Genomic DNA, 22,898 nt, shown 5'->3' on the forward strand with positions numbered 1-22,898 from the left:
TTGCTTTTAACTCTTATTAGCAATATATAATTTAATTTTTTAATTTCAACTGAATCATAATGTTGGCCTTTAATTTTTTTGGTACTACTGAAGGTGGATTATTTGATATAAATGCCACTTTGCCGCTAATGGCAATCCAAGTAGTTGCTCTTACTTATATATTGAATTCAATCTTTTTTAAGCCTATAGGCAATGTTGTTGAAAAAAGAGAGAAATATGTCAGTAATAATATTATTGAGGCCAAAAAGAAACTTTCAGAAGTTGAAAAATTAGAAGCTGATTTATTAAGTCAGCTTCAAAGTGCTCGTTCTGAAGCCCAAAGAATTGTGAGCGAAGCCGAAAATGAATCTGACAAGCTTTATAAAGAAGCACTAGAACTTGCTAATAATGAAGCAAATACTTCAAAAGAAAAAGCAAGGCTAGAAATTGAAAGTCAGACATCTGCAGCCCGCGATAAACTTTCTAAACAGGCTGATGATTTAAGCAAACTTATTGTTAATAGATTGATTCTAGAAAAATGAATTTACTTCTTTTAGCTACAGAAGGTTTTGGATTAAATCTCAATTTATTCGAAACTAATATCTTTAATTGGGCCGTAGTGATTTTTGGCCTTTATAAATTTTTGCCTAGTTTTCTAGGTAAAATGCTTCAAAAAAGGAGAGAAGGAATCCTTCTTGAATTAAAAGATGCTGAAGATCGACTGCTTAAAGCTACTCAAGCTTTAGAGAAGGCAAAGAAAGACTTATCTTCAGCAGAAGAAAAAGCTTCTCAAATAAAAGCAGATTCACTCAAAAGATCTGAATCAATCAGAATGGAAAGTGAGAAAAAAGCAATAGAAGAGATGGCACGAATTAAACAAAGTGCAATCTCCGATGAGAGCTCTGAAGCATCCAGAGCAATTTCTCAACTTAGAAAAGAAGCTGTTGAATTAGCAATTAAGAAAGCTTTAGATTCTCTCCCAAATAGGCTTGATAAAACAACACAAGAAAATTTGGTCACTCAATCAATTAACAATATTGAGGTGAACTAATGCCACTTTTAAATTCAGTTACTACACCATATGCAGAGGCATTACTTCAAGTTGTGAATGAAAATTCGCAAACTGAAGAGATTGTTTCTGAGGTTAAACAACTTTTAGAATTATTAAATGATTCCCCTGAATTGGAGAAGGCACTTTCCTCTCCTGTTTTAGAGATAGATGCTAAGAAGAAAATCATTATTGAAATTTTTTCAAATAAGGTAAATTCTTCTTTACTGAATTTCTTAAAATTATTGGCCGATAGGCAAAGAATTGGAATTCTTACTTCTATTCTTGAAAGGTTTTTAGAGATTTATCGAGAAAATAGTAATATTGCTTTGGCAACTGTTACTTCAGCAGTCGAGCTTACTGATGAACAGAAAGGTTTAATTACCCAAAAGATCATCAATATAGCAGGAACTGAAAAATTAGAACTTGTAACTAAAATTGACCCATCTCTTATTGGTGGTTTCGTCGCCAGTGTAGGATCAAAAGTAATTGATGCTTCCCTTGCCTCACAAATTCGAAAACTTGGTTTGTCACTTTCCAAGTAACTTTTAAATCAACCTTAAATTCTTAAATCCATGGTATCTATACGCCCTGATGAAATCAGTTCAATCTTAAAACAACAAATAACTGATTATGACCAATCTGTAAGTGTTAGCAATGTAGGAACTGTTCTGCAAATCGGTGATGGCATTGCAAGAATATATGGCTTAGATCAGGTCATGGCTGGTGAGTTATTGGAATTTGAGGATGGTACCGAAGGTATAGCTTTAAATCTTGAAGATGATAATGTTGGAGCCGTTTTAATGGGCGAGGCACTTGGTGTCCAAGAGGGAAGTAACGTTAAGTCTACAGGTAAAATTGCATCTGTTCCTGTTGGAGAAGCAATGCAGGGGAGAGTTGTTAACCCTCTCGGACAACCAATAGATGGGAAAGGGGAAATTCCAACAAGTGATACTAGATTGATCGAAGAAATGGCTCCTGGAATAATTAAGAGAAGATCAGTGTACGAACCAATGCAAACAGGAATCACATCTATTGATGCAATGATTCCTGTAGGAAGAGGCCAAAGAGAATTAATTATTGGTGATAGACAAACTGGAAAATCTGCAATTGCTATTGATACGATAATCAACCAAAAAGGTCAAGACGTAGTTTGTGTTTACGTAGCTATTGGTCAGAAGTCAGCATCCGTAGCAAATGTGGTTGAGGTTTTAAGAGAAAAAGGAGCTCTTGATTACACGATTGTTGTTAGTGCAGGAGCCTCTGAAGCCGCAGCTCTACAATACTTAGCACCATATACTGGTGCCGCAATTGCTGAGCACTTTATGTACCAAGGCAAAGCAACACTAGTTATTTATGATGATTTAACAAAACAAGCTCAGGCTTATAGACAGATGTCTCTCCTTTTGAGAAGACCACCAGGAAGAGAAGCTTATCCTGGAGATGTTTTTTATTGTCATAGCAGATTACTTGAAAGGGCAGCAAAATTATCTGATGATATGGGCGGTGGTTCAATGACAGCTCTACCAATTATTGAAACTCAGGCTGGGGATGTTTCGGCTTACATTCCAACTAATGTTATTTCAATTACAGATGGACAAATATTCTTGAGTGCAGATTTATTTAACTCAGGATTAAGACCAGCTATTAATGTTGGTATTTCTGTTAGCCGCGTAGGAGGAGCTGCTCAAACAAAGGCCATTAAGAAAATTGCTGGAACTCTTAAATTAGAATTAGCTCAATTTGATGAATTAGCAGCATTCTCTCAATTCGCTTCTGATCTTGATGAGGCTACTCAACAACAACTTGAAAGAGGGAAAAGATTAAGAGAGTTACTAAAACAAGCACAATTCTCCCCATTAAATCTTGCAGAACAAGTTGCTGTAGTTTATGCAGGTGTTAAGGGTCTTATTGATGAAGTTCCAGTGGAAGATGTAACTAAATTTGCTGCTGAACTAAGAGAATATCTTAAGTTAAACAAAGCAGAATTTATTGAGGAGATTCTTAAAGAAAAGAAATTGAATGATGGCTTAGAAGCGACACTCAAAGAGGTGATTAATGAAGTTAAATCTTCAATACTTTCCACAGTTTAAATTTATTTAAGGGAATATAATGGCAAATCTTAAAGAAATTAGAGATCGAATAGTTTCTGTTAAAAATACACGAAAAATAACAGAAGCTATGAGATTAGTCGCAGCTGCAAAAGTTAGGAGGGCACAAGATCAAGTTCTTAAGAGTAGGCCTTTTGCAGATAAACTTGCTCGGGTTTTAGAAAATATTCAATCTAGAGTTCAGTTTGAAGCTGTAGATTCTCCTCTTCTATCAAAAAGAGATGTAAAAACAATTTCTTTGGTATGCATAACTGCTGATAGAGGATTATGTGGAGGATACAATACAAATATAATCAAGAAGGTGGAAATTAGGTATGCAGAGCTGATTAAACAAGGTTATGAACCAAATTTGATTTTAGTTGGTAAAAAGGCAATAGGTTATTTCCAAAATAGGAAAGATAGATACACAATTAAAAGCACATTTAAAGAGCTGGAACAGGTACCAACTGCAACAGATTCTGAGGGGATAACTAGTGAAGTCTTAGCTGAATTTCTTTCGGAAAATTCTGATAGGGTAGAAATTATATATACGAAATTCATTACTTTAGTCAATTGTGCTCCTGTAGTTCAAACATTGTTGCCACTAGACCCTCAAGGTATCGCAGATGAAAATGATGAAATTTTTAGGTTAACTACAAAAGATAGTAAATTGCTCGTTGAAAAATCAAATATTGAAAAAAGTGATTCAGACAAGTTACCGTCAGATATTGTTTTTGAACAAAGTCCTGATCAACTACTAGATTCGTTATTACCATTGTATTTACAGAATCAAGTATTAAGAGCTCTTCAAGAGTCGGCAGCTTCAGAACTTGCTTGCAGGATGACTGCTATGAATAATGCGAGTGATAATGCTAAAGAATTAGCAAGTAGCTTGAATCTAACCTATAACAAAGCCAGACAAGCAGCTATTACTCAAGAAATATTAGAAGTTGTAGGAGGTTCAGCAGCTTAGCAATAAGATTTAGGATATGCCTGAATACAATATAAAAGTTCAATTTGAGCAAAAAACTTTGAGTTTTTTATGTTCTGAAGAGCAAGATATTATTTCAGCGGCAACAATGAATGGAATAGATTTACCAAGTAGTTGTTGTTCAGGGGTTTGTACAGATTGTGCATCCATGATATTGGAAGGATCTGTAGATCAAGAAGATGCTATGGGATTAAATGATGATTTGAGGGAAAAGGGCTTTGCACTTTTTTGTGTGGCATATCCTAATTCAGATTTGAATATTGTTATTGGTAAAGAAGTCGAAGATGATTTATATAATGATCAATTTGGTAAATATCAAAAATGAAATTAAGTTCAGTTGATTATTATTTAGATTGGCCAGTTTCAATAAAATTAAAAAATTTAAGGGAATTTATCATTGCAAATTTAGAAAAAAAAGGTGATGTAATTCGATGGTCAATTGTTGATATTCAAAATTCTATTGACTCTTTTGGAACAAAAAAACTTAAAATTAAAGTTGTCTTAGCTAATTAAAGAATATAACTTGAGATATTTTTATTAATGGAAATTTCACCAACAATATTCATTGTTCCAACTGGTATTGGTTGCGAGGTAGGAGGTTTTGCTGGTGATGCACTTCCTACCGCTAAATTATTAGCATCGGCAAGTGGATGTTTAATTACTCATCCAAATGTTATGAATGGTGGTACTCTTTCTGAAAAAGATAAAAATATTTTTTATGTTGAGGGTTATAGTTTAGACAGACTTGCTAAAGGAGAAATTGCTTTAAAGAGGGTAAAGCAACAGAAAATTGGGATAATTTTTGATTCAGCAATTGAAAATGAAATATTAGTAAGACATTTACAAGTTGCTGATGCATGTGTCTCTACTCTAGGGATTAATGTTCATTCTTATGTGGTTACCAAAAAGCAATTAAATATAGTTATTGATTCTGATTCGTCAAAAATGAGTGGCGGCACAATTGAAAATCCTGATACTCTAATAGACGCTGGAAAATATTTAATAGAAAAAGGAGTTACGGCAATAGCAATTGTGGCAAAATTTCCTGATGATTCAGATTCTATAGAAACAAATATTTATCGAGAAGGAAAAGGGGTTGATCCTATCTCTGGAGTCGAAGCAGTTATAAGTCATTTAATAAGCAAATTCTTAAAGGTTCCCTGTGCTCACGCACCAGCGTTAAATCCCATTGAGTTGAATGAAAAATTAGATCCTCGTGCAGCTGCAGAAGAAATAGGATACACCTTTTTACCATCAGTACTGATTGGTTTAAGCAATGCACCTGACATTGTTGAATTGCCTAATGTAAATGAAATTATCTCATTACATCCTAATCAAATTGAATCTATTGTCGTTCCTAATGGAGCGCTAGGCGGAGAAGCAGTACTAGCAGGCATTGAAAAAGGTTTAAATATCATCTCTGTAAAAAATAAAAATACATTAAAAGTGACTAATGAATTTTATGATTATCCTAATCTTTTTGAAGTTAATAATTATTTAGAAGCTGCAGGTATAATTCTTGCTATCAAAAAAGGTATTAACCTTAATTCAATTAAACGGCCTTTAAAAAAAATCCAAAAATGTTCTTATAGCGATTAATAAGATATTGCTATGGGAACTCTCCAGTCACTTCCTAATGATTGATTGCTTAGTTTTAGGATAGGTGGAGCCTGCTTTCTTTTGAATTCTGCTTTTTTTATGAGTGAGATTATTTTTAAAATTAATTCTTTTTTAAAACCATCTTCTTCAAGTTGTTTTAAATCTTTTTTCTCTTCAATAATTCCTCTAAGAATATTATCTAAAATGGAATAAGGTGGGAGAGAATCAGTATCTAATTGATCAGGCCCCAATTCTGCACTTGGAGCTTTTGTACGTATATTTTCACCAATTATATTTACATTAATATCTAACATATATGATTTTCTATGATTAATTGAATCTTTACTATCAAGCCAATTGCATAATTTAAAAACATTACTTTTATATAAATCACCAATTACAGATAATCCTCCATTCATATCACCATAAAGTGTGCAATATCCTACAGCTAGTTCCGATTTATTACCTGTTGAAAGTAATAAATGCTTTTCTTGATTTGCTAAAGCCATTAGAAGCGTTCCTCTAATCCTTGATTGAATATTTTGGTTTGTTATTTCAGCCATTTCAAAATCTATTGATTTTATAAAAGATTCTTCAAAAGAATTCATCAAGTTTTCAATTGGAATGCTGTTGAAATTTATCTTTAATCTTCTTGCTAAATCTTTTGCATCACTCTTTGAATGCGATGAGCTCCATTTAGAAGGCATTGAAATGCAATAAATATTATCACTTCCAAGTGCAGCTGTTGCAATTGCTGAAACTAGTGCTGAATCAATGCCACCACTTAATCCAATTAAAGCTGTTTTAAATCCACATTTCTTTGCATAATCTTTTACACCAAGTACTAATGCATCAAAAATTGATGACATCTCAGAGTTTTCAGATTTAATTTTTTCAGGTTTTGTTTGCTCAATTTTCCAGCTGGAGAGATCTTCTGAAAAAGATTTTAATTGCTTAATTTTAGATCCATTCTTATCAAGAATAAAACTATTTCCATCAAAAATTAAATTATCATTCGCACCAATCTGGTTTACATATATCAGTGGTACTTGAAGATATTGAGCAGCAAAACTGGAAACTTTGAACCTTAGCTCTGACTTTTTGAAGGTATATGGGGATGCAGATAAATTAATTAAAATATCAACTTTTTTTTTCTTTAAATCAATAATAGGATTTTTTTTATGAATCCCTCTACCTTCTATATCTTCATTGACCCATAAATCTTCACATATAGAAAAACCAAGTCGCCAAGTTTTATTTTTAATTTTTTTTATCAATACGGAAACTTTTTCTTCTGATCTAAAGTATCTTTTCTCATCAAATACTTCATAAGTGGGAAGAATAATTTTACGAGCAATTATTTTCCATTCACCCCCCTCAAGCAACGCAATAGAATTATAAAGATTTGGAAAAAAAGAATCATTTATTATCTCAGCTATCCCAACTGCGATACTCAAGTTCCCATATTTTTTATTAATATCTAGGGCTAATTGGTCAAGAATTTGATATTGATTTTTGATTAAATTTTTTTTAAGTAATAAGTCATTTGCTGGATATCCCCATAATGACAATTCTGGCGTAATAACAAAATCAGCGGAAACTGAGCTAGCTTTCGAAGCAATATCAAGTATTTTTTTTGCATTGCCCCCTAAATCTCCAACAACAGGATTAATTTGAGCGAGTAAAAACTTCATTCAACTAATTTAGAGGAAATATATAAATTATTCTTCTTTACAATATCTATTAATGAAGTGGGTAAATTAGAATAATTAAAATTTAACCTTAACTTAGAACTTGAAATGTTTGGGATTTTTATATTTGAAATTTTAAATTTTACTTTACAAGTCTCTAACATTTTAAGAGTACTCGATTCAATAGGATATCCCTCTCTTTTTAGTATAAAAAAACTTACCTCCTTATTAATTTTATCAAAATTCTTCCAACAGAAAATATCATTAATTAAATCACTCCCTATAACAAAATCTAAATTATTAAATTCATAAATTTTTTTGCAATTTTTGATTGACTCTATTGCCCATTGGCTACTAACACTTTGATTAAATAAAATTTTGGGATTATCTAAATCTTCTATTAAAGTTTTTAACAAATGGCTGCGTATTGAGATATCTTCTTTGTGCTTTTTGTTGGGGTTGTTGCTCACATAACTAATGGTAAATGCATAAATTTTGGATAATTCTTCAAGTATTTTTTTATGACCAATGGTAGGTGGATCTGCACTAGTACCAAATAAAGCAACTGTTTTTTTCATTTTAAATTTTAAGGTAGAAAACTCATAAAATTATTATTTAAATTCCTATTTGATAAGTAAAAATTTATGTGGTTAAAAATCTCTGGTTCTTGAAAAGTTATATTTTTGATCATAGTGAATGGCTCTATATAAGATACTTTGCTTCTTATAAATATTTCTTTAGCAGCTAATTTCCCAAGGATTTTTGTAGAATGAACTGCGATTGCTGCTTGAATAATGGCAATAGGTCCATATGGTAATAATGACAGTCCATTAGTGAAAGGTGCTGTTAATAAAATTAATTTCCTAATAAGGTTAAAAGATGTATTGATGCCAATTTGAGTTACTCCCAAAAATAAGTTATTAATCGATATATTTTTGAATATTTTTCTTGTAGATTCACCCTTCAAATTTAAGCCATAAATTTTACTTAATTCGCTAATTAATGCAGTATCTAGTGCAAAACTACCAGTTATATCAAATAAAATAAAAGGATTAAGAGCCACTGCCGATGCCTTTATTGTCGAAAACTTACCAATAGTTGATTGAGCTAATTTCTGCCTTCGTTTTAATCTTTGTTTTTTCAACTGTATAAACAATTTATCGGCTAATTGAAGAGAGTTTAATGTTAATAAAATCTCTCCATATTGATTTATTATTTTTGTTAAGTAGTCATTAAGATTGTTTTCATGATTAATAATTATTGGAATATTTAAATCTTTTGGAAGCTTAAATTTTATATTTTCAGTTATTTCTTTTAATTCATTTTTTTTAAAAAGATCGATTTTGTTTAAAACTATAATAATTTTTTTTCCATTTTTAATAAAGGAGCTAATTTCGCTTACTTCATTTCTATTTATATCTCCTGCAACAATAAATAAAATAAGATCCGAATGGTTTATGTGAGAATGGATTTTATCAGGGAATTTAATATTGCAGAAGTCAAAGCCTGGCGAATCTAGTAACTCTATACTTTTAAGCGTTTGATTTTTAAGAGCCCACTCTTCTGCTTGTATTTTTTTTGTAGATCCGTTAATAATATCTGTTTTAAATATGTGTTTTTTAAATAACGTATTTAAAACAGATGATTTACCTACTCCTGATTTGCCATATACGCCAATTCTTATTTTTTTTTCTTTAAGTCTAAAAAGTTGTTGATTAAAGGAAATTATTTCACTATTAAAAAAACTTTTTTCATAGTTAGTAAGATCTATTCTCTCCCACCAATTTTTTAAAAGTAAATAATTTTTATTAATTTTTAATTCTTTCATAATTTATTTTTTCCACCAACCAGCTAAAACAGATAACACAGCTTCTGCACCAATAATTCCCACGAATCCCCCAAATTCATCTACTACTACTTTCACTCCTTTATGATTATTGTCAAATCTTGTTAATAATTGATCCGCCTTAATCATTTCGGGAATGTAATCTACAGGTTCGCAAATTTCTGATAGTAATTTTTTATTTGCACCGTTAATTAATTCTCTTAACATATTCTCTCGTTTAACCACTCCTTGTATTTTGTCAACTTTATCTCCCAAAATTACCCACCATGGAGAGTTATCTGAAATTATAAGTTTTGAAATTTCCTCAAGATTGGAAGATCCATCAAGACAAGGTGCTGATACCCTGGGAATCATTAAATCTTTAGCTTTTAAATCATTTAATTGAAAAACTTTAAATATCATTGCTGCCTCATCAGCTTCAATAAAACCTTTCTGACTTCCAATTTTTGCCATTTGTCTAATTTCTTCTTCATCAGTTGAAATTTCATTCTCTGCAGTAATAACTGGAAATATTTGCTCTATTAATATTAAAAATGGCCTCATTAAAGTATTTAATAGTCGTAGGATTGGAACGGATATTAAGGCGATTTGCACCGAAAATCTTGTACCTAGAGCTTTGGGAAGTACTTCTCCGACTAAAACCACCAGTATATAAAAAGAAATTGAAAATAGGGTTAAGCCATAACTATTATTAATTACCAATGCTCCGTATACTCCTAATATAAGGCTTCCAATTATGTTAAATCCGTTATTAGTAATTGTAATTACAGTTAATGTCCTTCCTAGATGTTTCCTAAGTTTAAGAAGTTGATTCGCAGAACTTTTAGGCTTTTGTCTTGATGCTATTTCTAAAATCCTTATTGAATTTACAGCTAAAAAAGCAGCTTCTACTCCCGAGCAACATGCTGACCCAATTAAAATAATAAGTATAAGTAAAATTAAAACGTAAATACTTGGTTCCATTAAGATAGATTAGATACTAAATCTGTTTTAATTTATTCTTCCATTTTTTTTAAAAACACGCCAATACACAATTCATGTTTAAACCTAACAATAAAGTTTTTGAGGAAAGAAGAGAAATTTTCTTAGATAAACTTGATGGGAAAGCGGCTATTATCCCAGGGGCTAATCTTGTAAAACATCATGCAGATTGCGAATATCCTTTTAGACAAGATAGTAATTTTTGGTATTTAACTGGTTTTGATGAGCCGGATGCAATCGCTCTTTTTTTATCTCACAAGCCAAAGGGGGAGAGATTTATTTTGTTTGTTGCTCCTAAAGAAATTATTAGCGAAGTTTGGCATGGCTTTAGATGGGGTTTGGAAGGGGCTGAAAAAGAATTTAAGGCTGACAAGGCTCACTCAATAAATGAACTAAGAGATTTACTCCCAGGATATATAAATGGTTCTGATGAACTTGTATTTTCAATTGGTAAGTATCCCTTAATTGAGAAAATGGTTTTAGAGATATTTTCACAACAACTTGAAAATCGCTCAAGATTGGGGATTGGTGGAAATTGTATCAAATCTCCAGAAATTTATTTAAATGAGATGAGATTAATAAAAAGTGAATTTGAAATTAATAGAATGAGAAAGGCCATACAAATTTCAGCAGAAGCTCATGAATTAGTTAGAGAATCTATATCATCTAAGAAAAATGAAAGACAAATTCAGGGCGTTCTAGAGGGATTCTTTTTGGAAAAAGGGGCGAGAGGTCCTGCTTATAATTCTATTGTTGCTTCAGGAGATAATGCATGTATTCTGCATTACACTTCAAATAACTCACCTTTGAACAAGGGAGATTTATTGTTGGTAGATGCTGGCTGCTCATTAACTGACTATTACAACGGAGACATAACAAGAACTATTCCAATAAGCGGAAAATTTTCTTGCGAGCAAAAAGCTATCTATAAAATTGTATTGAGTGCTCAGAAAACTGCAATTAAAAGTGCCATAACCGGTTCAAATTCTAGTACTGTTCACAATGTCGCTTTAACAATTTTAATAGAAGGATTAAAAGAAATTGGTTTATTATCGGGCAGTACTGAGCAGATAATAGAGAATCAATCATATAAACATCTTTACATGCATAGAACTGGACATTGGCTCGGTTTAGATGTTCATGATGTTGGAGCATACAGAATGGGAGATTATGAAGTCCCATTACAGAATGGAATGATTCTTACGGTTGAACCTGGTATTTATATAAGTGACAGGATCCCAGTCCCTGAGGGACAACCGACCATTGATAAGAAATGGAAAGGAATTGGGATCAGAATTGAGGATGATGTTTTGGTCAATGATAAAAAACCTGAAGTTTTAAGTATTGCTGCACTTAAAGAAATTTCTGATTTGGAATTTTAAAATTTGACTTATCTAGTTAATAGATTTATTTTTATAAAGTTTAAAGTTTTAAAATGGATAAATCAGATTCATATGATTCGAAACTCTCTCAGGCTAGAGGTTTGGCTAGTCAGCTTGGAATGTTTGCTGAAGAAAATGATATTCCTAAAGATCTTTGGGATTCATTGGAAGCTACTATTTATGATTTTTATAAAGTTCCCAATGATAGATGAAAATCCTTTTAAGTAATCATCAATAACTAAAATCAAGAGATTTTGAAAAAATCAATCAAAATGTGACCATAAACTGATAAATTATTTATTAAACATAAATACAGTGAATGACTTCATCTGATAAGTTAAATCAAAATTCAACAGAAAAAAAAGAAAAAAAAGAAAAAAACACTGATTTGCCAAAATCTAAAAATTCTTCTCCTAATTCAGGCATGATGGGTGCTTCAGCTGTATTAGCAGCAGCTACAATCGATGAAGATGGAGTACCTACTGGTTACACCCCCAAACCTGACGAAGGGAGGTTCATCATTAAAGTGTTGTGGTTACCTGATAATGTAGCTTTAGCAGTTGATCAAATAGTAGGTGGAGGCCCAAGTCCTCTCACAGCTTATTATTTTTGGCCAAGAGATGATGCTTGGGAAAAATTAAAAAGTGAACTAGAAAATAAAGGATGGATTACAGATAATGAAAGAGTTGAAATATTGAATAAAGCTACAGAAGTAATAAATTATTGGCAAGAAGAAGGAAAAACAAAAAAATTAGAAGAAGCCAAATTAAAATTTCCCGAAGTAACTTTTTGTGGAACTGCTTAAAAATTAGTTCTTTGCAGCTTGAATCCTAGCTTCTGCCTTCGAAATCTCTTTCAAGGCTTTAATTTTCTCTGGATTTTTTTCATTGTCAGAGAATTTACTAATTGCTAATTTTGCTTGTTTAAGATCTTGTTCAGCATTTTGAACATTAATTTCTGATCCAATTTCTGCATTATTTACTAAAACTATGACTTCATCTGATTCAATTTCAGCGAAGCCTCCCATTAAAGCTATTGATTTCCATTGAGAATTCATTCTTAGCCTTAAAACACCTATATCTATAGCCGTAACTAAAGAAATATGTCCAGGAAGTACGCCCAGTTGACCAGTAGTACTAGGAAGGATTACTTCTTCAGCTTCACCTTGATAAACATTTTTATTAGGAGCTAAAACCTTAAGAGAAATTGACATTAATTTAAAATTATTGAAGGTTAAATATATAAATATTTAGATATTTATTTTTCTGACTTTATTTTTTCAGCCTTTGCTTTGACTTCATCAATATTACCCACTAAGTAAAATGCCTGTTCTGGTAAATCATCCAATTCCCCAGACAAAATCATGTTGAAACCAGCTATGGTATCTTCTAATTTTACGTATTTACCAGACATTCCGGTAAATATTTCTGCTACAAAGAAAGGTTGGGAAAGGAACTTTTCAATTTTTCTAGCCCTGTCTACCGTTAATCTATCCTCTTCAGAAAGCTCATCTAAACCAAGAATTGCAATAATATCTTGTAGTTCTTTGTATCTTTGCAAAGTTGATTGAACAGCTCTGGCGGTTTTGTAATGCTCATCTCCAACAACTGATGGTTGAAGCATAGTGCTTGTTGAATCTAATGGATCAACAGCTGGATAAATCCCCTTAGCCGCAAGAGCTCTTGCAAGCACAGTAGTTGCGTCTAAATGGGCAAAGGTTGTCGCTGGAGCAGGGTCAGTTAGGTCATCAGCAGGTACATAAACAGCCTGGATAGATGTTATTGATCCTTCTAAAGTAGATGTGATTCTCTCTTGCAATTCACCAACATCAGTTCCAAGCGTTGGTTGATATCCGACGGCTGAAGGCATTCTTCCTAGTAAAGCTGATACTTCAGAGCCAGCTTGAACAAATCTAAAAATGTTATCAACAAAAAGTAGTACGTCTTGTTTATTTACATCTCTAAAATGTTCGGCCATTGTAAGTGCTGATAAGCCTACTCTCATTCTTGCACCTGGTGGCTCATTCATCTGTCCAAAGCATAGGGCGACTTTTGATTGAGTTAAATCATCTGCATTAATAACGCCTGATTCTTTAAATTCTTCATATAAATCGTTACCTTCTCTTGTCCTTTCTCCAACACCTCCGAAAACAGAAACGCCACCATGTTCTTTCGCAATGTTATTAATTAACTCTTGAATAAGAACGGTTTTTCCTACACCCGCTCCTCCAAATAATCCTACTTTCCCACCTTGTCTGTAGGGAGCTAAAAGGTCGATAACTTTTATTCCGGTTTCAAAAACTTTTGGCTTAGTTTCTAGGTCAGTTAATTTTGGAGCAGATCTATGAATTGGTGAAGTATCTTTGGTATTTACTGGACCTTGTTCATCTACTGGTTCTCCTAAAACATTAAATATTCTTCCTAAAGTTGCTTCTCCCACAGGCACAGATATTGGAGCTCCTGTATCGACTGCCTCCATACCTCTTACAAGACCGTCTGTGCCACTCATTGCAACTGCTCTTACTCTATGATCACCAAGCAGCTGTTGAACCTCTGCAGTGAGCGCTATTTCTTGTCCAGCAGGATTTTTTGCTTCAATTCTTAAAGCATTTAATATTTTAGGCAATTTTCCGGCTGGGAATTCTACATCTAGAACTGGTCCAATTACCTGACGTACTACGCCTTTTGTTTGTGAAGAAGTTGATGGAGTTGCTACCATTTTTTATTAATTTGGTGATGATTAGCTGATTTTAAACAGCTCATAATCCGAAAATAATACCACCTCATGGGTATATTCGTTAAATGGGTTCGGCCACCCGCACAGTTAAAGTATGGTTGAATTGCTGCTTCGCGGATTATCTTGATGAAGATACGGAATGAGAATTTCTCTTTCCACATTTATGGCGCAAAGCGTCTCAATCATGATCCTCCATTAATCTATGGCAGCTGTTTCACTTACAGTCTCTACAGTAAAACCACTGGGAGATAGAATATTTATTAAAGTTTCCGCATCTGAGGAAAAAACTGCTGGGGGCATACTTTTGCCTGATACAGCTAAAGAAAAACCACAGGTAGGAGAAGTTGCTCAGGTAGGTCCTGGGAAACTTAATGACGATGGTTCTCGACAAACTCCAGAAGTGAGTATTGGCGATAAAGTCTTGTACAGCAAATATGCTGGAACAGACATTAAATTGGGAGGAGATGAATATGTCTTACTCTCAGAAAAAGATATTTTAGCTGTAGTAAGCTAAAATATTTGTTTCAAAAATTATTAAAACTTATTATTAAATTGCTGCCTAAACATGGCTAAAAGAATTATTTACAATGAGCAAGCTCGTAGAGCGCTCGAGAGAGGAATCGATATCCTTGCTGAGTCTGTTGCGGTAACGCTTGGACCAAAAGGAAGAAACGTTGTATTAGAGAAGAAATTTGGTGCTCCACAAATTATTAATGACGGTGTCACAATCGCTAAAGAGATTGAATTAGAGGACCACATTGAAAACACAGGGGTTGCATTAATCAGACAAGCCGCGTCAAAAACTAATGATGCCGCTGGAGATGGAACTACAACTGCTACTGTTTTAGCTCACGCAATGGTCAAAGCAGGCTTGAGAAACGTTGCTGCAGGAGCTAATGCAATCACCTTAAAAAAAGGAATTGATAAAGCCACTGAATTTCTAGTGGGTAAAATTCAAGAGAATTCTAAACCTATTAGTGATAGCAATGCTATCGCGCAATGTGGAACTATTGCCGCTGGAAATGACGAAGAGGTAGGTCAAATGATTGCTAATGCAATGGATAAAGTTGGTAAAGAAGGTGTCATTTCCTTAGAAGAAGGAAAATCAATGACTACTGAATTAGAAGTTACTGAGGGGATGCGTTTTGACAAAGGCTACATTTCACCTTACTTCGCAACAGACACAGAGAGAATGGAAGCTGTTTTGGACGAACCATATATTCTTCTGACTGATAAAAAAATTGCCTTAGTACAAGATTTAGTTCCTGTTCTAGAACAAATAGCCAAAACTGGTAAGCCACTAGTCATTATCGCAGAAGATATAGAAAAAGAGGCTTTAGCCACTCTCGTTGTTAATAGACTAAGAGGTGTTTTAAATGTTGCTGCAGTAAAAGCGCCGGGATTTGGTGATAGAAGAAAAGCTATGCTTGAAGATATGGCTGTTTTAACTAATGGTCAACTCATTACAGAGGATGCAGGCTTGAAATTAGAGAATGCTACCTTAGATATGCTTGGAACTGGTAGAAGAATAACTATCAATAAAGAGACTACTACTATAGTAGCTGAAGGTAATGAGCAAGCTGTGAATGGTAGATGTGATCAAATTAAGAAGCAAATGGATGAAACAGATTCCTCATACGATAAAGAAAAGCTTCAAGAACGTCTAGCAAAATTAGCTGGAGGAGTTGCAGTGATTAAGGTTGGAGCTGCAACTGAAACTGAAATGAAAGATAAAAAACTTCGTCTTGAGGATGCTATTAACGCTACGAAAGCGGCTGTTGAAGAAGGGATTGTACCTGGAGGAGGAACAACTCTTGCTCATTTATCTCCTATCTTAAAAGATTGGGCTGATAAAAATTTAGTGGGAGAGGAATTAATTGGAGCTAATATTGTTGAAGCTTCATTGACTGCTCCTCTTATGAGAATTGCAGAAAATGCAGGTTCTAACGGTGCTGTGATTGCAGAAAATGTAAAATCCAAGCCATTTAATGATGGATTTAACGCTGCTACAGGAGAGTATGTTGATATGTCCTCTGCTGGTATAGTGGATCCTGCAAAAGTTACTCGTTCAGGATTACAAAATGCAGCTTCAATAGCAGGTATGGTTCTGACAACTGAATGCATAGTTGCAGATTTACCTGAGAAAAAAGATTCATCTGCTCCTGCAGGAGCCCCAGGTATGGGAGGTGACTTTGATTATTAACTATACACTCGTTAATTAATTATTTAAGGGATCATTCACAATGATCCCTTTTTTTATGAAATCTTTATGAAATCCAGCCAGCACTAAGAATAATTGCGAGAGACAAAAATATAACTAAAAAAGTCCAAGTTATCTTGTTAAGAGATGCTTCTGCACTACTAGCGCTATTGAACATTGAGCTGCCACTTGCTGCTATTCCTCCCATTCCATCACCTTTGGGGCTATGAAGTAAAACTAAAAGTATAAGAAGCAGTCCAGAAAATACCCATATCCAACTAAAAATTTGAATCATTTTTTTAAAAACTTGTATTAACTTTAGACATGCTGAACTACTTTATTATACCCTTTTAATTCGACTTCTTTAATTAGAGATTTTCCTGACATTTCTTTTGGAATTGGGAGATTTAATAATTGTAATAAAGTTGGTGCAATATCTGCCAAGCCAGCATTATCTCTCAAATAAATCTCATTTCCCATATTCGGTATTTTTCTCTTTTCACCCTCAATAAAAATTAACGGAACTTTGTTAGTCGTATGAGCTGTCCAAGGCTCACCAGAGGGGCCTTTCATTAGTTCTGCATTACCGTGATCTGCAGTGATAAGAATACTTCCACCCATTTCTCCAGTAGCGTTAACTATTTTACCTACGCATCTATCTACGGTTTCAACAGCTTTTATAGCTGCATCCATATTACCTGTATGACCAACCATGTCAGGATTAGCATAATTTATAACTATAAGAGAATATTTCCCGCTCTTTATTGCGTTTGAACAGCTAATAGTTAGTTCCTCAGCAGACATTTCAGGGGCCATATCATAAGTCGCGACTCTCGGAGATGGAATTAAATGCCTATCTTCTCCTGGCAAAGGAACCTCAACTCCTCCATTAAAAAAATAAGTAACATGAGGATATTTTTCTGTCTCTGCTGTTCTATATTGCTTGAGGCCATTTTCTGAAACTATTTTGCCTACAAAGTTGTCAAGAGATTCCGGGGGGAATGCCACTCTCACATGCAGATTTGCCTCATATTGTGTGAAAGTAACGATATCTAATTTAGGAGCACTATTTCTTTTAAACTTTGAGAAGTCAACCTCTGAAAGGGATCTTATTATCTGTCTAGCTCTATCTGGACGAAAATTAAAACAAATTAAACTATCTCCATCCTTTAAGAAGTTTTTTGTAAGTCTTATGGGCTCTAAAAATTCATCTGTAATATTTTTGCTATAACTTTCATTTAAATAATCAATCGGAGAAATATTAGTTACTTTGACATTGGGATCAGTTAAATTTAAAAAAGCTTTTTCTGTTCTTTCCCATAAAAGATTTCTATTCATAATCCAATATCTTCCACATATAGAAGCAATCTCTCCTACTTTGTATTTATTTGTATATTCAATTATACGTTTTAAATAATGAAATGCACTTTTAGCAGGTGTATCTCTTCCATCAGTAATTACATGAATAGCAACTTTTTTAAGGCCAGCCTCAGATGCCCATTTTATTAATCCTAATAAATGATCAATATGGCTATGAACCCCTCCATCGGAACATAAGCCAGTTATGTGCAATGTGCCATTGTTTTGCTTAAGTGATTTTGCTAATTTATTTAATTCCAATACGTGGTTTAATTCATTATTTTTAACAACATTTGTAATCCTTACTAGTTCTTGTTGAATGATTCTTCCTGATCCAATTGTAAGGTGACCAACTTCAGAATTGCCCATTTGACCGATAGGCAGGCCGACGCTAGCACCGCTTGCATTAATGAGAGTGTGAGGATAGGCATGCCATAAAGAATCCATCACGGGAGTATTTGCATTTTTTACTGCATTATCTGAACTCTCTTCTCGATGTCCCCATCCATCAAGTATTGCTAGAACTACTGGACTTTCTGGTGGACTTAAACCTTTTATGTGTTTGCTGCTAATCTTTGACATTTCAGAATCAAAATTCAGGTTTAAAGAGATCAGCCTCTAATTTAGCTGGAAAAGCGGTTTGATAACAATTTATATTTAAAATAGTTAGCTTTTGCTAATTTATGAAAATATTGAATGAATTTTATTGATTTATAAATTATGTCCAATAAAACAAAAAGGATTGTAATACTTACTGAAGAAGAGCTTAGAAAAACTCTTTCGCGTTTAACTTCCGAAATTATTGAAAAAGTAAAAAAACTTGATAACCTTCTTTTAGTTGGTATCCCAACTAGAGGAATTGATTTGGCAGAAGTTCTAGAAAAAGAATTATACTTTAAGACAGGATTACAAGTTAGAAAAGGAATAATTGACCCGACTTTTTATAGAGATGATCAAAATAGAGTTGACACTCGACTATTAAGAGCAACTGATATTCCAATTCCTTTAGAGAAGCAAGAAATTATCTTAATAGATGATGTGATTTACACAGGGAGAACAATTAGAGCTGCAATGGATGCTCTATGTGCATGGGGCAGACCTCAAAGAGTGATGTTGTTAGTAATGGTAGATAGAGGTAATAGAGAATTACCTATTCAACCGGATTTTTGCGGTAAAAAAGTTCCAACTAGTAAAAATGAAAGTATTAGTGTACGTCTAAATAATATTGATAATGAAGAAGGAGTTTTTCTTGAGTAAATTTAATTCAGAAAATATTCCCTAAATTATATTCTCCTAAAAATTCATCTTTAATATCGAAACACTTAACTAACAAATCAGCTTTTTTAGTAATATTGAAGAAAAGTTTTAAGTTGTCTTCTCCAAGATTAGATTCATTTTTTAGTTCGATTTTAAGTGGTTTTTTATCCCATTTTATAGTTTCTTCTTCACTTTGAACCTCTGATATCTTTGGCAATCCATTTTCAAAAATCACATCATATTCTCTTTCTTTTTTTGTTTCTCCAATAATTATTTCAAATATTTTCTGATTATTTTTACTAGCTTGAAGGATCAGTTTAAATGGTGCTTCAGTTGGCCATGTTTGACCTTTGCAGAAAATTGGATACCAGAAGTGTTTTTGTTCTCTTTTATTAAATAATCTAATAGAAAAGCCTTTGTCTAATATATCTTTAATTTTTACTCCAGGGGTCATTGCTAATGCTCCTAAAGCTATTGATTCAATAGGTGGTGGTGACTTTATTTGAATGTTTGAAATCTTTTTTATTATCCATTCTTTAATTAATGGTATCTGAGTCCCCCCCCCAACCAAAATAATTGCACTTAAGTCATCTACTGAGCAAAATTTGCCTCTAGCTTCATTTAATAATTCTTTGAGTAAGGAGTTAAGGTGATTTAGCAGATTATTCTCAATAATAATTTTCTCAAATATTTCTTTACTTAGGTAAAATTCTTTTTCTTTATATCCTTCAATTAAAAATTTAATTGGATATTTATCTTCATATTTTATTTCAGATGAGCTGAGTTTACATTTTATTTCTTCTGCCTTCAAAAGATTAATGGCATATTTATTATCAGGAACAAAATAATCAACGATCCATTGATCAATATCTTTACCACCAATTTTTGAACCTGTTTTACTTATTATTTCCGCACACCTTATTTTTTGTTTTGAAATTGAGCTTACATCATTCCCTTTGAATTTTAATAATTCAGCTATAGGAACAGATTTCCCTTCTCCTCCCTCTATTTTTACTATATTCAAATCTATTGTGCTTCCTCCAATATCTAATGTCATAATTTTGGAGCCAAATGGTACATTAGTTCCCAAACTTGCGGCAGTAGGCTCATCAACTAGCGCTATTTCTTCTACATATATTTCATTGCAAAGTTTAACCAGCCATTCTCTGTAACCCTTGTAAGTATCAATAGGAGCAGTTAGAACAAGTCTCTTTATATCATATTTTTTAGGAATGTTTGCCCACAAAAATTTAAAAAATTTTTCGCCGCATTCAGCAGGTTTTAATATATTTTTTTGATTAATTTTTTCAAGAGGATTTCCAATTAATCTTTTAAAATTTGAATGAAAAAATAAATCCGAATCAGATCTATTTTTCATCTTTAAAGCACTAATACCAATCTTTAAAATTCTTGAAGTTTCTTCGAACCAGACTGCTGTGGGGATTACTCCAGGAGATGATGTAATACTCGGAATTTCAACTAAAATAGAATTTATATCTTTTTGACCTTGAAAAGCTACTACAGTATTAGTATTACCTAAATCAACAGCTAGAGTTCCAGATAAAATTTCTTCCATTTGAATTTTTTGAATCAATTAAGTTGTTTTTGTGATTTATGTTTTGAATCGGTCCGATAAACTGTAAAATACATTTTATATTAAATAAAATCTTTTAATGAACATATCAAATAATCCAGGTATTGATTCTAATGACCTTGCTAAAAGAGGTGAAAGCTTAATAAGAAAATCTACTAATAGATACTTAACCACAGTTAGAATTGCCTTCAGAGCTAAACAAAGACGTTTTGATGATTTCGATGGACTATTAGAAGAGTCAACAATTAAACCTGTTCAAAGGTCAATTATTGAACTAAGCGATGAACAAGATCAACCAGATTTACTCCCTGGTTAATTTTGGCAAAAGACCAAAAAAGATGGAGATTACTTAGAGATTTTAAAAAAGGCAAATTTTGCTTTTTGATTTGTGTGGATAATTGGTCAATTGAGTTACAAAAAAGTGAATTTTATTCACTTTATCTCTTACTTCTAAGAATTAATGAACAACTAGTAGATATCAAGAATGAATTAATGGATGAGGAGTCTATTGTTTTAGAATTGGAACAATTGCCTTGGTATATTGAGTTAGAAGGGAAAAAGAATGAATGGAGTTTAAGGTTTGTTTTTGAAAGTCAAGATCAAACTAGATCTTTCGAAATGTATTGGCCGATACCAATAGCACAAAGTTTATTTTATGAAATAAAAAAAATGTGGGAATCAATGGATTAAAAGATAAATAAAATTGGAAATTTTAGGAAATATTTCCCCGTTCCCAAAGAAATTTTTCACAACTTTTCCACAAATATCTTTTAAAAAATATTTGATGAACTTAAGTATGTGGAAAACTTCTGATTTGATAAAATTCTTTATATTTCATTCAAGATTTAATTCTCGGAATTCAATTTCCATAAGACCCTTTTTTATGACTGGATTCTCATTATTCTATTACTTGAGACTGTTTCTTAATAATACTTGTTGACGATTTAGTGATTTTGAAGAAAACTAAATCTTGTAGATATCAATTTCAACAAGTTTTTTTGAATATGCAAGAGTTAAATTACGAAGAAAATCAAATAGTCTTAAATCAGAAAGATGAAGTAATTAGTTTTAACTGTGAACTTCAGGAAAATCTTCAAAAGGCTATGAAAGAATTTGTTGAGGAACATCCTAATTGGGATCAATACAGGATCCTACAAGCTGCTATTGCAGGATTTTTAATGCAAAAAGGGTTTCAAAATAGGGATTTAACGAGACTCTATATTGGAAATATGCTTTCAATGAATTTTAACGAATAAAAATCCTTTATATTTTTTCTAGTAGTATTTTTGCTATATCATTTCTTACAGGTAATATTGATAACCGATTTCCTTTCTTCACAACTAACAACTCATCTTTACTGAATAAAATCTTTAATTCAGGTAAACTTAGAATGTTATTTGACTTAGATATATATTTTACTTTTACACAATCCCATCTCGGATTTTCAGGTTTCGATTTTGGATCAAAATACTTTGAATATTTATCAAATTGCGTTGGATCAACAATATTTAGATCTATCACCTCCATAAGTCCCACAATACCTGGGGGTTTGCAGTTTGAATGATAGAAAAATACTTTATCTCCTTTATTCATATTTCTCATGAAATTTCGAGCTTGATAATTTCTTATGCCATCCCATAAAGTTACTCCATCATTTTTTAAAGTATCTATGCTATAAGCATCAGGCTCACTTTTCATTAGCCAGTAGCTAGGTTCCTGTTGTGGCATGGGTTCTCGGCGAAAATATAGGGTTTGAGTAAAGTTTGGGTAACTTCTGTGAATATGAATTTATTATCCATTAAATAATCTATTTAGGAAAGTGAAGGTTTGTATGAGTTTAATCGTCCTTGCCTATATTATCTTTTAGCTAAATAAATTATTACTGTCATAGTTACCATTGCGACAATATAAAGTTCCAAAGATCTTTTTGTAATTTACTATATTCAATAGTAATTTATAATTTTAATTATTGATTGAATTAAAATTGAAGAAAATTTCATGTCTAAAAAATCTAAATTAATATTGATACTTGTAACAGCTCTTTCTAGTATTGGATCTCAATTCTGGTTTAGTCCATTAATAATATTAGCAGGTTCTCCTTTCTTCTATTTTTACCCTATTAAAGAAAGAAAAGAAATAATTAAA

General features: G+C 32.6%; 27 protein-coding genes. 17 read left to right on the forward strand and 10 right to left on the reverse strand.

Annotation, left to right across the window (positions count from 1 at the left end; all coding sequences use genetic code 11):
• Nucleotides 1-59 precede the first annotated feature (59 nt).
• Genes EU92_RS05945 through EU92_RS05910 form a run of 8 tightly spaced genes read left to right on the forward strand, consistent with a single transcriptional unit; the run spans nucleotide 60 to nucleotide 5,707 of the window.
• On the forward strand, nucleotides 60-521 hold the full coding sequence (locus EU92_RS05945) for a F0F1 ATP synthase subunit B' (protein WP_032513283.1): 462 nt from the start codon (nucleotides 60-62) through the stop codon (nucleotides 519-521).
• Nucleotides 518-1,030 (forward strand): F0F1 ATP synthase subunit B, encoded by a 513-nt coding sequence (locus tag EU92_RS05940; RefSeq protein ID WP_032513284.1) that lies wholly within the window; start codon nucleotides 518-520, stop codon nucleotides 1,028-1,030. Before EU92_RS05945 ends, EU92_RS05940 begins: the two co-directional genes overlap by 4 nt.
• Entirely contained in the window at nucleotides 1,030-1,572 is a 543-nt protein-coding gene (gene atpH, locus EU92_RS05935) for an ATP synthase F1 subunit delta (protein ID WP_032513285.1), read from the forward strand. The genes EU92_RS05940 and atpH overlap by 1 nt, the downstream gene beginning before the upstream one ends.
• Before the next feature lie 30 nt (nucleotides 1,573-1,602).
• Nucleotides 1,603-3,120 (forward strand): F0F1 ATP synthase subunit alpha, encoded by a 1,518-nt coding sequence (atpA, locus tag EU92_RS05930; RefSeq protein ID WP_032513286.1) that lies wholly within the window; start codon nucleotides 1,603-1,605, stop codon nucleotides 3,118-3,120.
• 19 nt (nucleotides 3,121-3,139) lie between these two features.
• Nucleotides 3,140-4,090 (forward strand): F0F1 ATP synthase subunit gamma, encoded by a 951-nt coding sequence (locus EU92_RS05925; RefSeq protein ID WP_032513288.1) that lies wholly within the window; start codon nucleotides 3,140-3,142, stop codon nucleotides 4,088-4,090.
• A gap of 16 nt (nucleotides 4,091-4,106) precedes the next feature.
• On the forward strand, nucleotides 4,107-4,433 hold the full coding sequence (locus EU92_RS05920; protein ID WP_032513290.1) for a 2Fe-2S iron-sulfur cluster-binding protein: 327 nt from the start codon (nucleotides 4,107-4,109) through the stop codon (nucleotides 4,431-4,433).
• The gene (locus EU92_RS05915; RefSeq protein WP_032513291.1) at nucleotides 4,430-4,621 is read left to right on the forward strand and encodes a hypothetical protein; all 192 of its coding nucleotides are present in this window, start codon (nucleotides 4,430-4,432) and stop codon (nucleotides 4,619-4,621) included. The genes EU92_RS05920 and EU92_RS05915 overlap by 4 nt, the downstream gene beginning before the upstream one ends.
• Before the next feature lie 27 nt (nucleotides 4,622-4,648).
• The gene (locus tag EU92_RS05910) at nucleotides 4,649-5,707 is read left to right on the forward strand and encodes a DUF3326 domain-containing protein (protein ID WP_032513292.1); all 1,059 of its coding nucleotides are present in this window, start codon (nucleotides 4,649-4,651) and stop codon (nucleotides 5,705-5,707) included.
• Here EU92_RS05910 and EU92_RS05905 read toward each other — a convergent pair.
• The 4 genes from EU92_RS05905 to EU92_RS05890 are packed head-to-tail and all read right to left on the reverse strand — an operon-like array spanning nucleotide 5,704 to nucleotide 10,207.
• Nucleotides 5,704-7,401 carry an NAD+ synthase gene (locus EU92_RS05905; protein ID WP_032513293.1) on the reverse strand — a complete coding sequence of 566 codons (1,698 nt, stop codon included), beginning with the start codon at nucleotides 7,399-7,401 and terminating at the stop codon, nucleotides 5,704-5,706. The genes EU92_RS05910 and EU92_RS05905 overlap by 4 nt on opposite strands.
• The gene (locus tag EU92_RS05900; protein ID WP_032513294.1) at nucleotides 7,398-7,976 is read right to left on the reverse strand and encodes a nicotinate-nucleotide adenylyltransferase; all 579 of its coding nucleotides are present in this window, start codon (nucleotides 7,974-7,976) and stop codon (nucleotides 7,398-7,400) included. The genes EU92_RS05905 and EU92_RS05900 overlap by 4 nt, the downstream gene beginning before the upstream one ends.
• Before the next feature lie 8 nt (nucleotides 7,977-7,984).
• A complete protein-coding gene (locus EU92_RS05895; protein WP_032513295.1) occupies nucleotides 7,985-9,226 on the reverse strand; it encodes a GTP-binding protein in 1,242 nt (413 codons plus the stop codon).
• A 3-nt stretch (nucleotides 9,227-9,229) separates the two neighbouring features.
• Nucleotides 9,230-10,207, reverse strand: a complete 978-nt coding sequence (locus EU92_RS05890; protein ID WP_032523420.1) for a CNNM domain-containing protein — start codon at nucleotides 10,205-10,207, stop codon at nucleotides 9,230-9,232.
• A gap of 74 nt (nucleotides 10,208-10,281) precedes the next feature.
• Between EU92_RS05890 and EU92_RS05885 the strand changes: the two genes are divergently transcribed.
• The 3 genes from EU92_RS05885 (at nucleotide 10,282) to EU92_RS05880 (ending at nucleotide 12,412) form a co-directional block, all read left to right on the forward strand.
• Nucleotides 10,282-11,607 (forward strand): aminopeptidase P N-terminal domain-containing protein, encoded by a 1,326-nt coding sequence (locus tag EU92_RS05885; protein WP_032523533.1) that lies wholly within the window; start codon nucleotides 10,282-10,284, stop codon nucleotides 11,605-11,607.
• Nucleotides 11,608-11,660: 53 nt separating this feature from the next.
• Nucleotides 11,661-11,819, forward strand: a complete 159-nt coding sequence (locus EU92_RS09845; protein ID WP_193741723.1) for a hypothetical protein — start codon at nucleotides 11,661-11,663, stop codon at nucleotides 11,817-11,819.
• Nucleotides 11,820-11,926: 107 nt separating this feature from the next.
• Nucleotides 11,927-12,412 (forward strand): 30S ribosomal protein PSRP-3, encoded by a 486-nt coding sequence (locus EU92_RS05880; protein WP_032513299.1) that lies wholly within the window; start codon nucleotides 11,927-11,929, stop codon nucleotides 12,410-12,412.
• Between the two features lie 3 nt (nucleotides 12,413-12,415).
• Here EU92_RS05880 and atpC read toward each other — a convergent pair whose 3' ends face one another.
• On the reverse strand, nucleotides 12,416-12,820 hold the full coding sequence (gene atpC, locus EU92_RS05875) for an ATP synthase F1 subunit epsilon (protein WP_032513300.1): 405 nt from the start codon (nucleotides 12,818-12,820) through the stop codon (nucleotides 12,416-12,418).
• A 44-nt stretch (nucleotides 12,821-12,864) separates the two neighbouring features.
• Nucleotides 12,865-14,325 (reverse strand): F0F1 ATP synthase subunit beta, encoded by a 1,461-nt coding sequence (gene atpD / locus EU92_RS05870; protein ID WP_032513301.1) that lies wholly within the window; start codon nucleotides 14,323-14,325, stop codon nucleotides 12,865-12,867.
• Between the two features lie 220 nt (nucleotides 14,326-14,545).
• Here atpD and groES point away from each other — a divergent pair, with 220 nt between their 5' ends.
• Nucleotides 14,546-14,857, forward strand: coding sequence for a co-chaperone GroES (groES, locus tag EU92_RS05865; protein ID WP_032513302.1), 312 nt, complete (start codon nucleotides 14,546-14,548; stop codon nucleotides 14,855-14,857).
• A gap of 51 nt (nucleotides 14,858-14,908) precedes the next feature.
• Nucleotides 14,909-16,546 (forward strand): chaperonin GroEL, encoded by a 1,638-nt coding sequence (gene groL / locus EU92_RS05860; protein ID WP_032513303.1) that lies wholly within the window; start codon nucleotides 14,909-14,911, stop codon nucleotides 16,544-16,546.
• 64 nt (nucleotides 16,547-16,610) lie between these two features.
• On the opposite strand, the gene secG is transcribed toward groL, so the two are convergent.
• Nucleotides 16,611-16,838, reverse strand: a complete 228-nt coding sequence (secG, locus tag EU92_RS05855; RefSeq protein ID WP_032513304.1) for a preprotein translocase subunit SecG — start codon at nucleotides 16,836-16,838, stop codon at nucleotides 16,611-16,613.
• Nucleotides 16,839-16,861: 23 nt separating this feature from the next.
• Nucleotides 16,862-18,484 carry a 2,3-bisphosphoglycerate-independent phosphoglycerate mutase gene (gene gpmI / locus EU92_RS05850; RefSeq protein ID WP_032523534.1) on the reverse strand — a complete coding sequence of 541 codons (1,623 nt, stop codon included), beginning with the start codon at nucleotides 18,482-18,484 and terminating at the stop codon, nucleotides 16,862-16,864.
• A gap of 138 nt (nucleotides 18,485-18,622) precedes the next feature.
• Between gpmI and pyrR the strand changes: the two genes are divergently transcribed.
• Nucleotides 18,623-19,159 carry a bifunctional pyr operon transcriptional regulator/uracil phosphoribosyltransferase PyrR gene (gene pyrR / locus EU92_RS05845; protein WP_032523422.1) on the forward strand — a complete coding sequence of 179 codons (537 nt, stop codon included), beginning with the start codon at nucleotides 18,623-18,625 and terminating at the stop codon, nucleotides 19,157-19,159.
• A 7-nt stretch (nucleotides 19,160-19,166) separates the two neighbouring features.
• Here the strand turns inward: pyrR and EU92_RS05840 are convergent, their stop codons facing one another.
• Nucleotides 19,167-20,735: an Hsp70 family protein gene (locus tag EU92_RS05840; RefSeq protein ID WP_032523423.1), complete on the reverse strand. Its 1,569-nt coding sequence runs from the start codon at nucleotides 20,733-20,735 to the stop codon at nucleotides 19,167-19,169.
• 97 nt (nucleotides 20,736-20,832) lie between these two features.
• Here EU92_RS05840 and EU92_RS05835 point away from each other — a divergent pair, with 97 nt between their 5' ends.
• The 3 genes from EU92_RS05835 (at nucleotide 20,833) to EU92_RS05825 (ending at nucleotide 22,009) form a co-directional block, all read left to right on the forward strand.
• Nucleotides 20,833-21,069: a DNA-directed RNA polymerase subunit omega gene (locus EU92_RS05835; protein WP_032514823.1), complete on the forward strand. Its 237-nt coding sequence runs from the start codon at nucleotides 20,833-20,835 to the stop codon at nucleotides 21,067-21,069.
• 2 nt (nucleotides 21,070-21,071) lie between these two features.
• Complete coding sequence (locus EU92_RS05830; protein WP_032514824.1) at nucleotides 21,072-21,443, forward strand: DUF1818 family protein; 372 nt, start codon at nucleotides 21,072-21,074, stop codon at nucleotides 21,441-21,443.
• A gap of 314 nt (nucleotides 21,444-21,757) precedes the next feature.
• Nucleotides 21,758-22,009: a DUF2811 domain-containing protein gene (locus tag EU92_RS05825; protein ID WP_032523429.1), complete on the forward strand. Its 252-nt coding sequence runs from the start codon at nucleotides 21,758-21,760 to the stop codon at nucleotides 22,007-22,009.
• Between the two features lie 7 nt (nucleotides 22,010-22,016).
• Here the strand turns inward: EU92_RS05825 and EU92_RS05820 are convergent, their stop codons facing one another.
• Nucleotides 22,017-22,481: an EVE domain-containing protein gene (locus EU92_RS05820; RefSeq protein ID WP_032523535.1), complete on the reverse strand. Its 465-nt coding sequence runs from the start codon at nucleotides 22,479-22,481 to the stop codon at nucleotides 22,017-22,019.
• Between the last annotated feature and the right edge of the window lie 417 nt (nucleotides 22,482-22,898).

It is taken from the genome of Prochlorococcus marinus str. MIT 9107, assembly GCF_000759855.1.
Classification (GTDB): domain Bacteria; phylum Cyanobacteriota; class Cyanobacteriia; order PCC-6307; family Cyanobiaceae; genus Prochlorococcus_A; species Prochlorococcus_A marinus_N.

Excerpts from the sequence above, each read along its gene's own strand:
- EU92_RS05945 (WP_032513283.1), top strand. The coding sequence starts at position 60 with ATGTTGGCCTTTAATTTTTTTGGTACTACTGAAGGTGGATTATTTGAT.
- EU92_RS05940 (WP_032513284.1), top strand. The coding sequence starts at position 518 with ATGAATTTACTTCTTTTAGCTACAGAAGGTTTTGGATTAAATCTCAAT.
- atpH (WP_032513285.1), top strand. The coding sequence starts at position 1,030 with ATGCCACTTTTAAATTCAGTTACTACACCATATGCAGAGGCATTACTT.
- atpA (WP_032513286.1), top strand. The coding sequence starts at position 1,603 with ATGGTATCTATACGCCCTGATGAAATCAGTTCAATCTTAAAACAACAA.
- EU92_RS05925 (WP_032513288.1), top strand. The coding sequence starts at position 3,140 with ATGGCAAATCTTAAAGAAATTAGAGATCGAATAGTTTCTGTTAAAAAT.
- EU92_RS05920 (WP_032513290.1), top strand. The coding sequence starts at position 4,107 with ATGCCTGAATACAATATAAAAGTTCAATTTGAGCAAAAAACTTTGAGT.
- EU92_RS05915 (WP_032513291.1), top strand. The coding sequence starts at position 4,430 with ATGAAATTAAGTTCAGTTGATTATTATTTAGATTGGCCAGTTTCAATA.
- EU92_RS05910 (WP_032513292.1), top strand. The coding sequence starts at position 4,649 with ATGGAAATTTCACCAACAATATTCATTGTTCCAACTGGTATTGGTTGC.
- EU92_RS05905 (WP_032513293.1), bottom strand. The coding sequence starts at position 7,401 with ATGAAGTTTTTACTCGCTCAAATTAATCCTGTTGTTGGAGATTTAGGG.
- EU92_RS05900 (WP_032513294.1), bottom strand. The coding sequence starts at position 7,976 with ATGAAAAAAACAGTTGCTTTATTTGGTACTAGTGCAGATCCACCTACC.
- EU92_RS05895 (WP_032513295.1), bottom strand. The coding sequence starts at position 9,226 with ATGAAAGAATTAAAAATTAATAAAAATTATTTACTTTTAAAAAATTGG.
- EU92_RS05890 (WP_032523420.1), bottom strand. The coding sequence starts at position 10,207 with ATGGAACCAAGTATTTACGTTTTAATTTTACTTATACTTATTATTTTA.
- EU92_RS05885 (WP_032523533.1), top strand. The coding sequence starts at position 10,282 with ATGTTTAAACCTAACAATAAAGTTTTTGAGGAAAGAAGAGAAATTTTC.
- EU92_RS09845 (WP_193741723.1), top strand. The coding sequence starts at position 11,661 with ATGGATAAATCAGATTCATATGATTCGAAACTCTCTCAGGCTAGAGGT.
- EU92_RS05880 (WP_032513299.1), top strand. The coding sequence starts at position 11,927 with ATGACTTCATCTGATAAGTTAAATCAAAATTCAACAGAAAAAAAAGAA.
- atpC (WP_032513300.1), bottom strand. The coding sequence starts at position 12,820 with ATGTCAATTTCTCTTAAGGTTTTAGCTCCTAATAAAAATGTTTATCAA.
- atpD (WP_032513301.1), bottom strand. The coding sequence starts at position 14,325 with ATGGTAGCAACTCCATCAACTTCTTCACAAACAAAAGGCGTAGTACGT.
- groES (WP_032513302.1), top strand. The coding sequence starts at position 14,546 with ATGGCAGCTGTTTCACTTACAGTCTCTACAGTAAAACCACTGGGAGAT.
- groL (WP_032513303.1), top strand. The coding sequence starts at position 14,909 with ATGGCTAAAAGAATTATTTACAATGAGCAAGCTCGTAGAGCGCTCGAG.
- secG (WP_032513304.1), bottom strand. The coding sequence starts at position 16,838 with ATGATTCAAATTTTTAGTTGGATATGGGTATTTTCTGGACTGCTTCTT.
- gpmI (WP_032523534.1), bottom strand. The coding sequence starts at position 18,484 with ATGTCAAAGATTAGCAGCAAACACATAAAAGGTTTAAGTCCACCAGAA.
- pyrR (WP_032523422.1), top strand. The coding sequence starts at position 18,623 with ATGTCCAATAAAACAAAAAGGATTGTAATACTTACTGAAGAAGAGCTT.
- EU92_RS05840 (WP_032523423.1), bottom strand. The coding sequence starts at position 20,735 with ATGGAAGAAATTTTATCTGGAACTCTAGCTGTTGATTTAGGTAATACT.
- EU92_RS05835 (WP_032514823.1), top strand. The coding sequence starts at position 20,833 with ATGAACATATCAAATAATCCAGGTATTGATTCTAATGACCTTGCTAAA.
- EU92_RS05825 (WP_032523429.1), top strand. The coding sequence starts at position 21,758 with ATGCAAGAGTTAAATTACGAAGAAAATCAAATAGTCTTAAATCAGAAA.
- EU92_RS05820 (WP_032523535.1), bottom strand. The coding sequence starts at position 22,481 with ATGCCACAACAGGAACCTAGCTACTGGCTAATGAAAAGTGAGCCTGAT.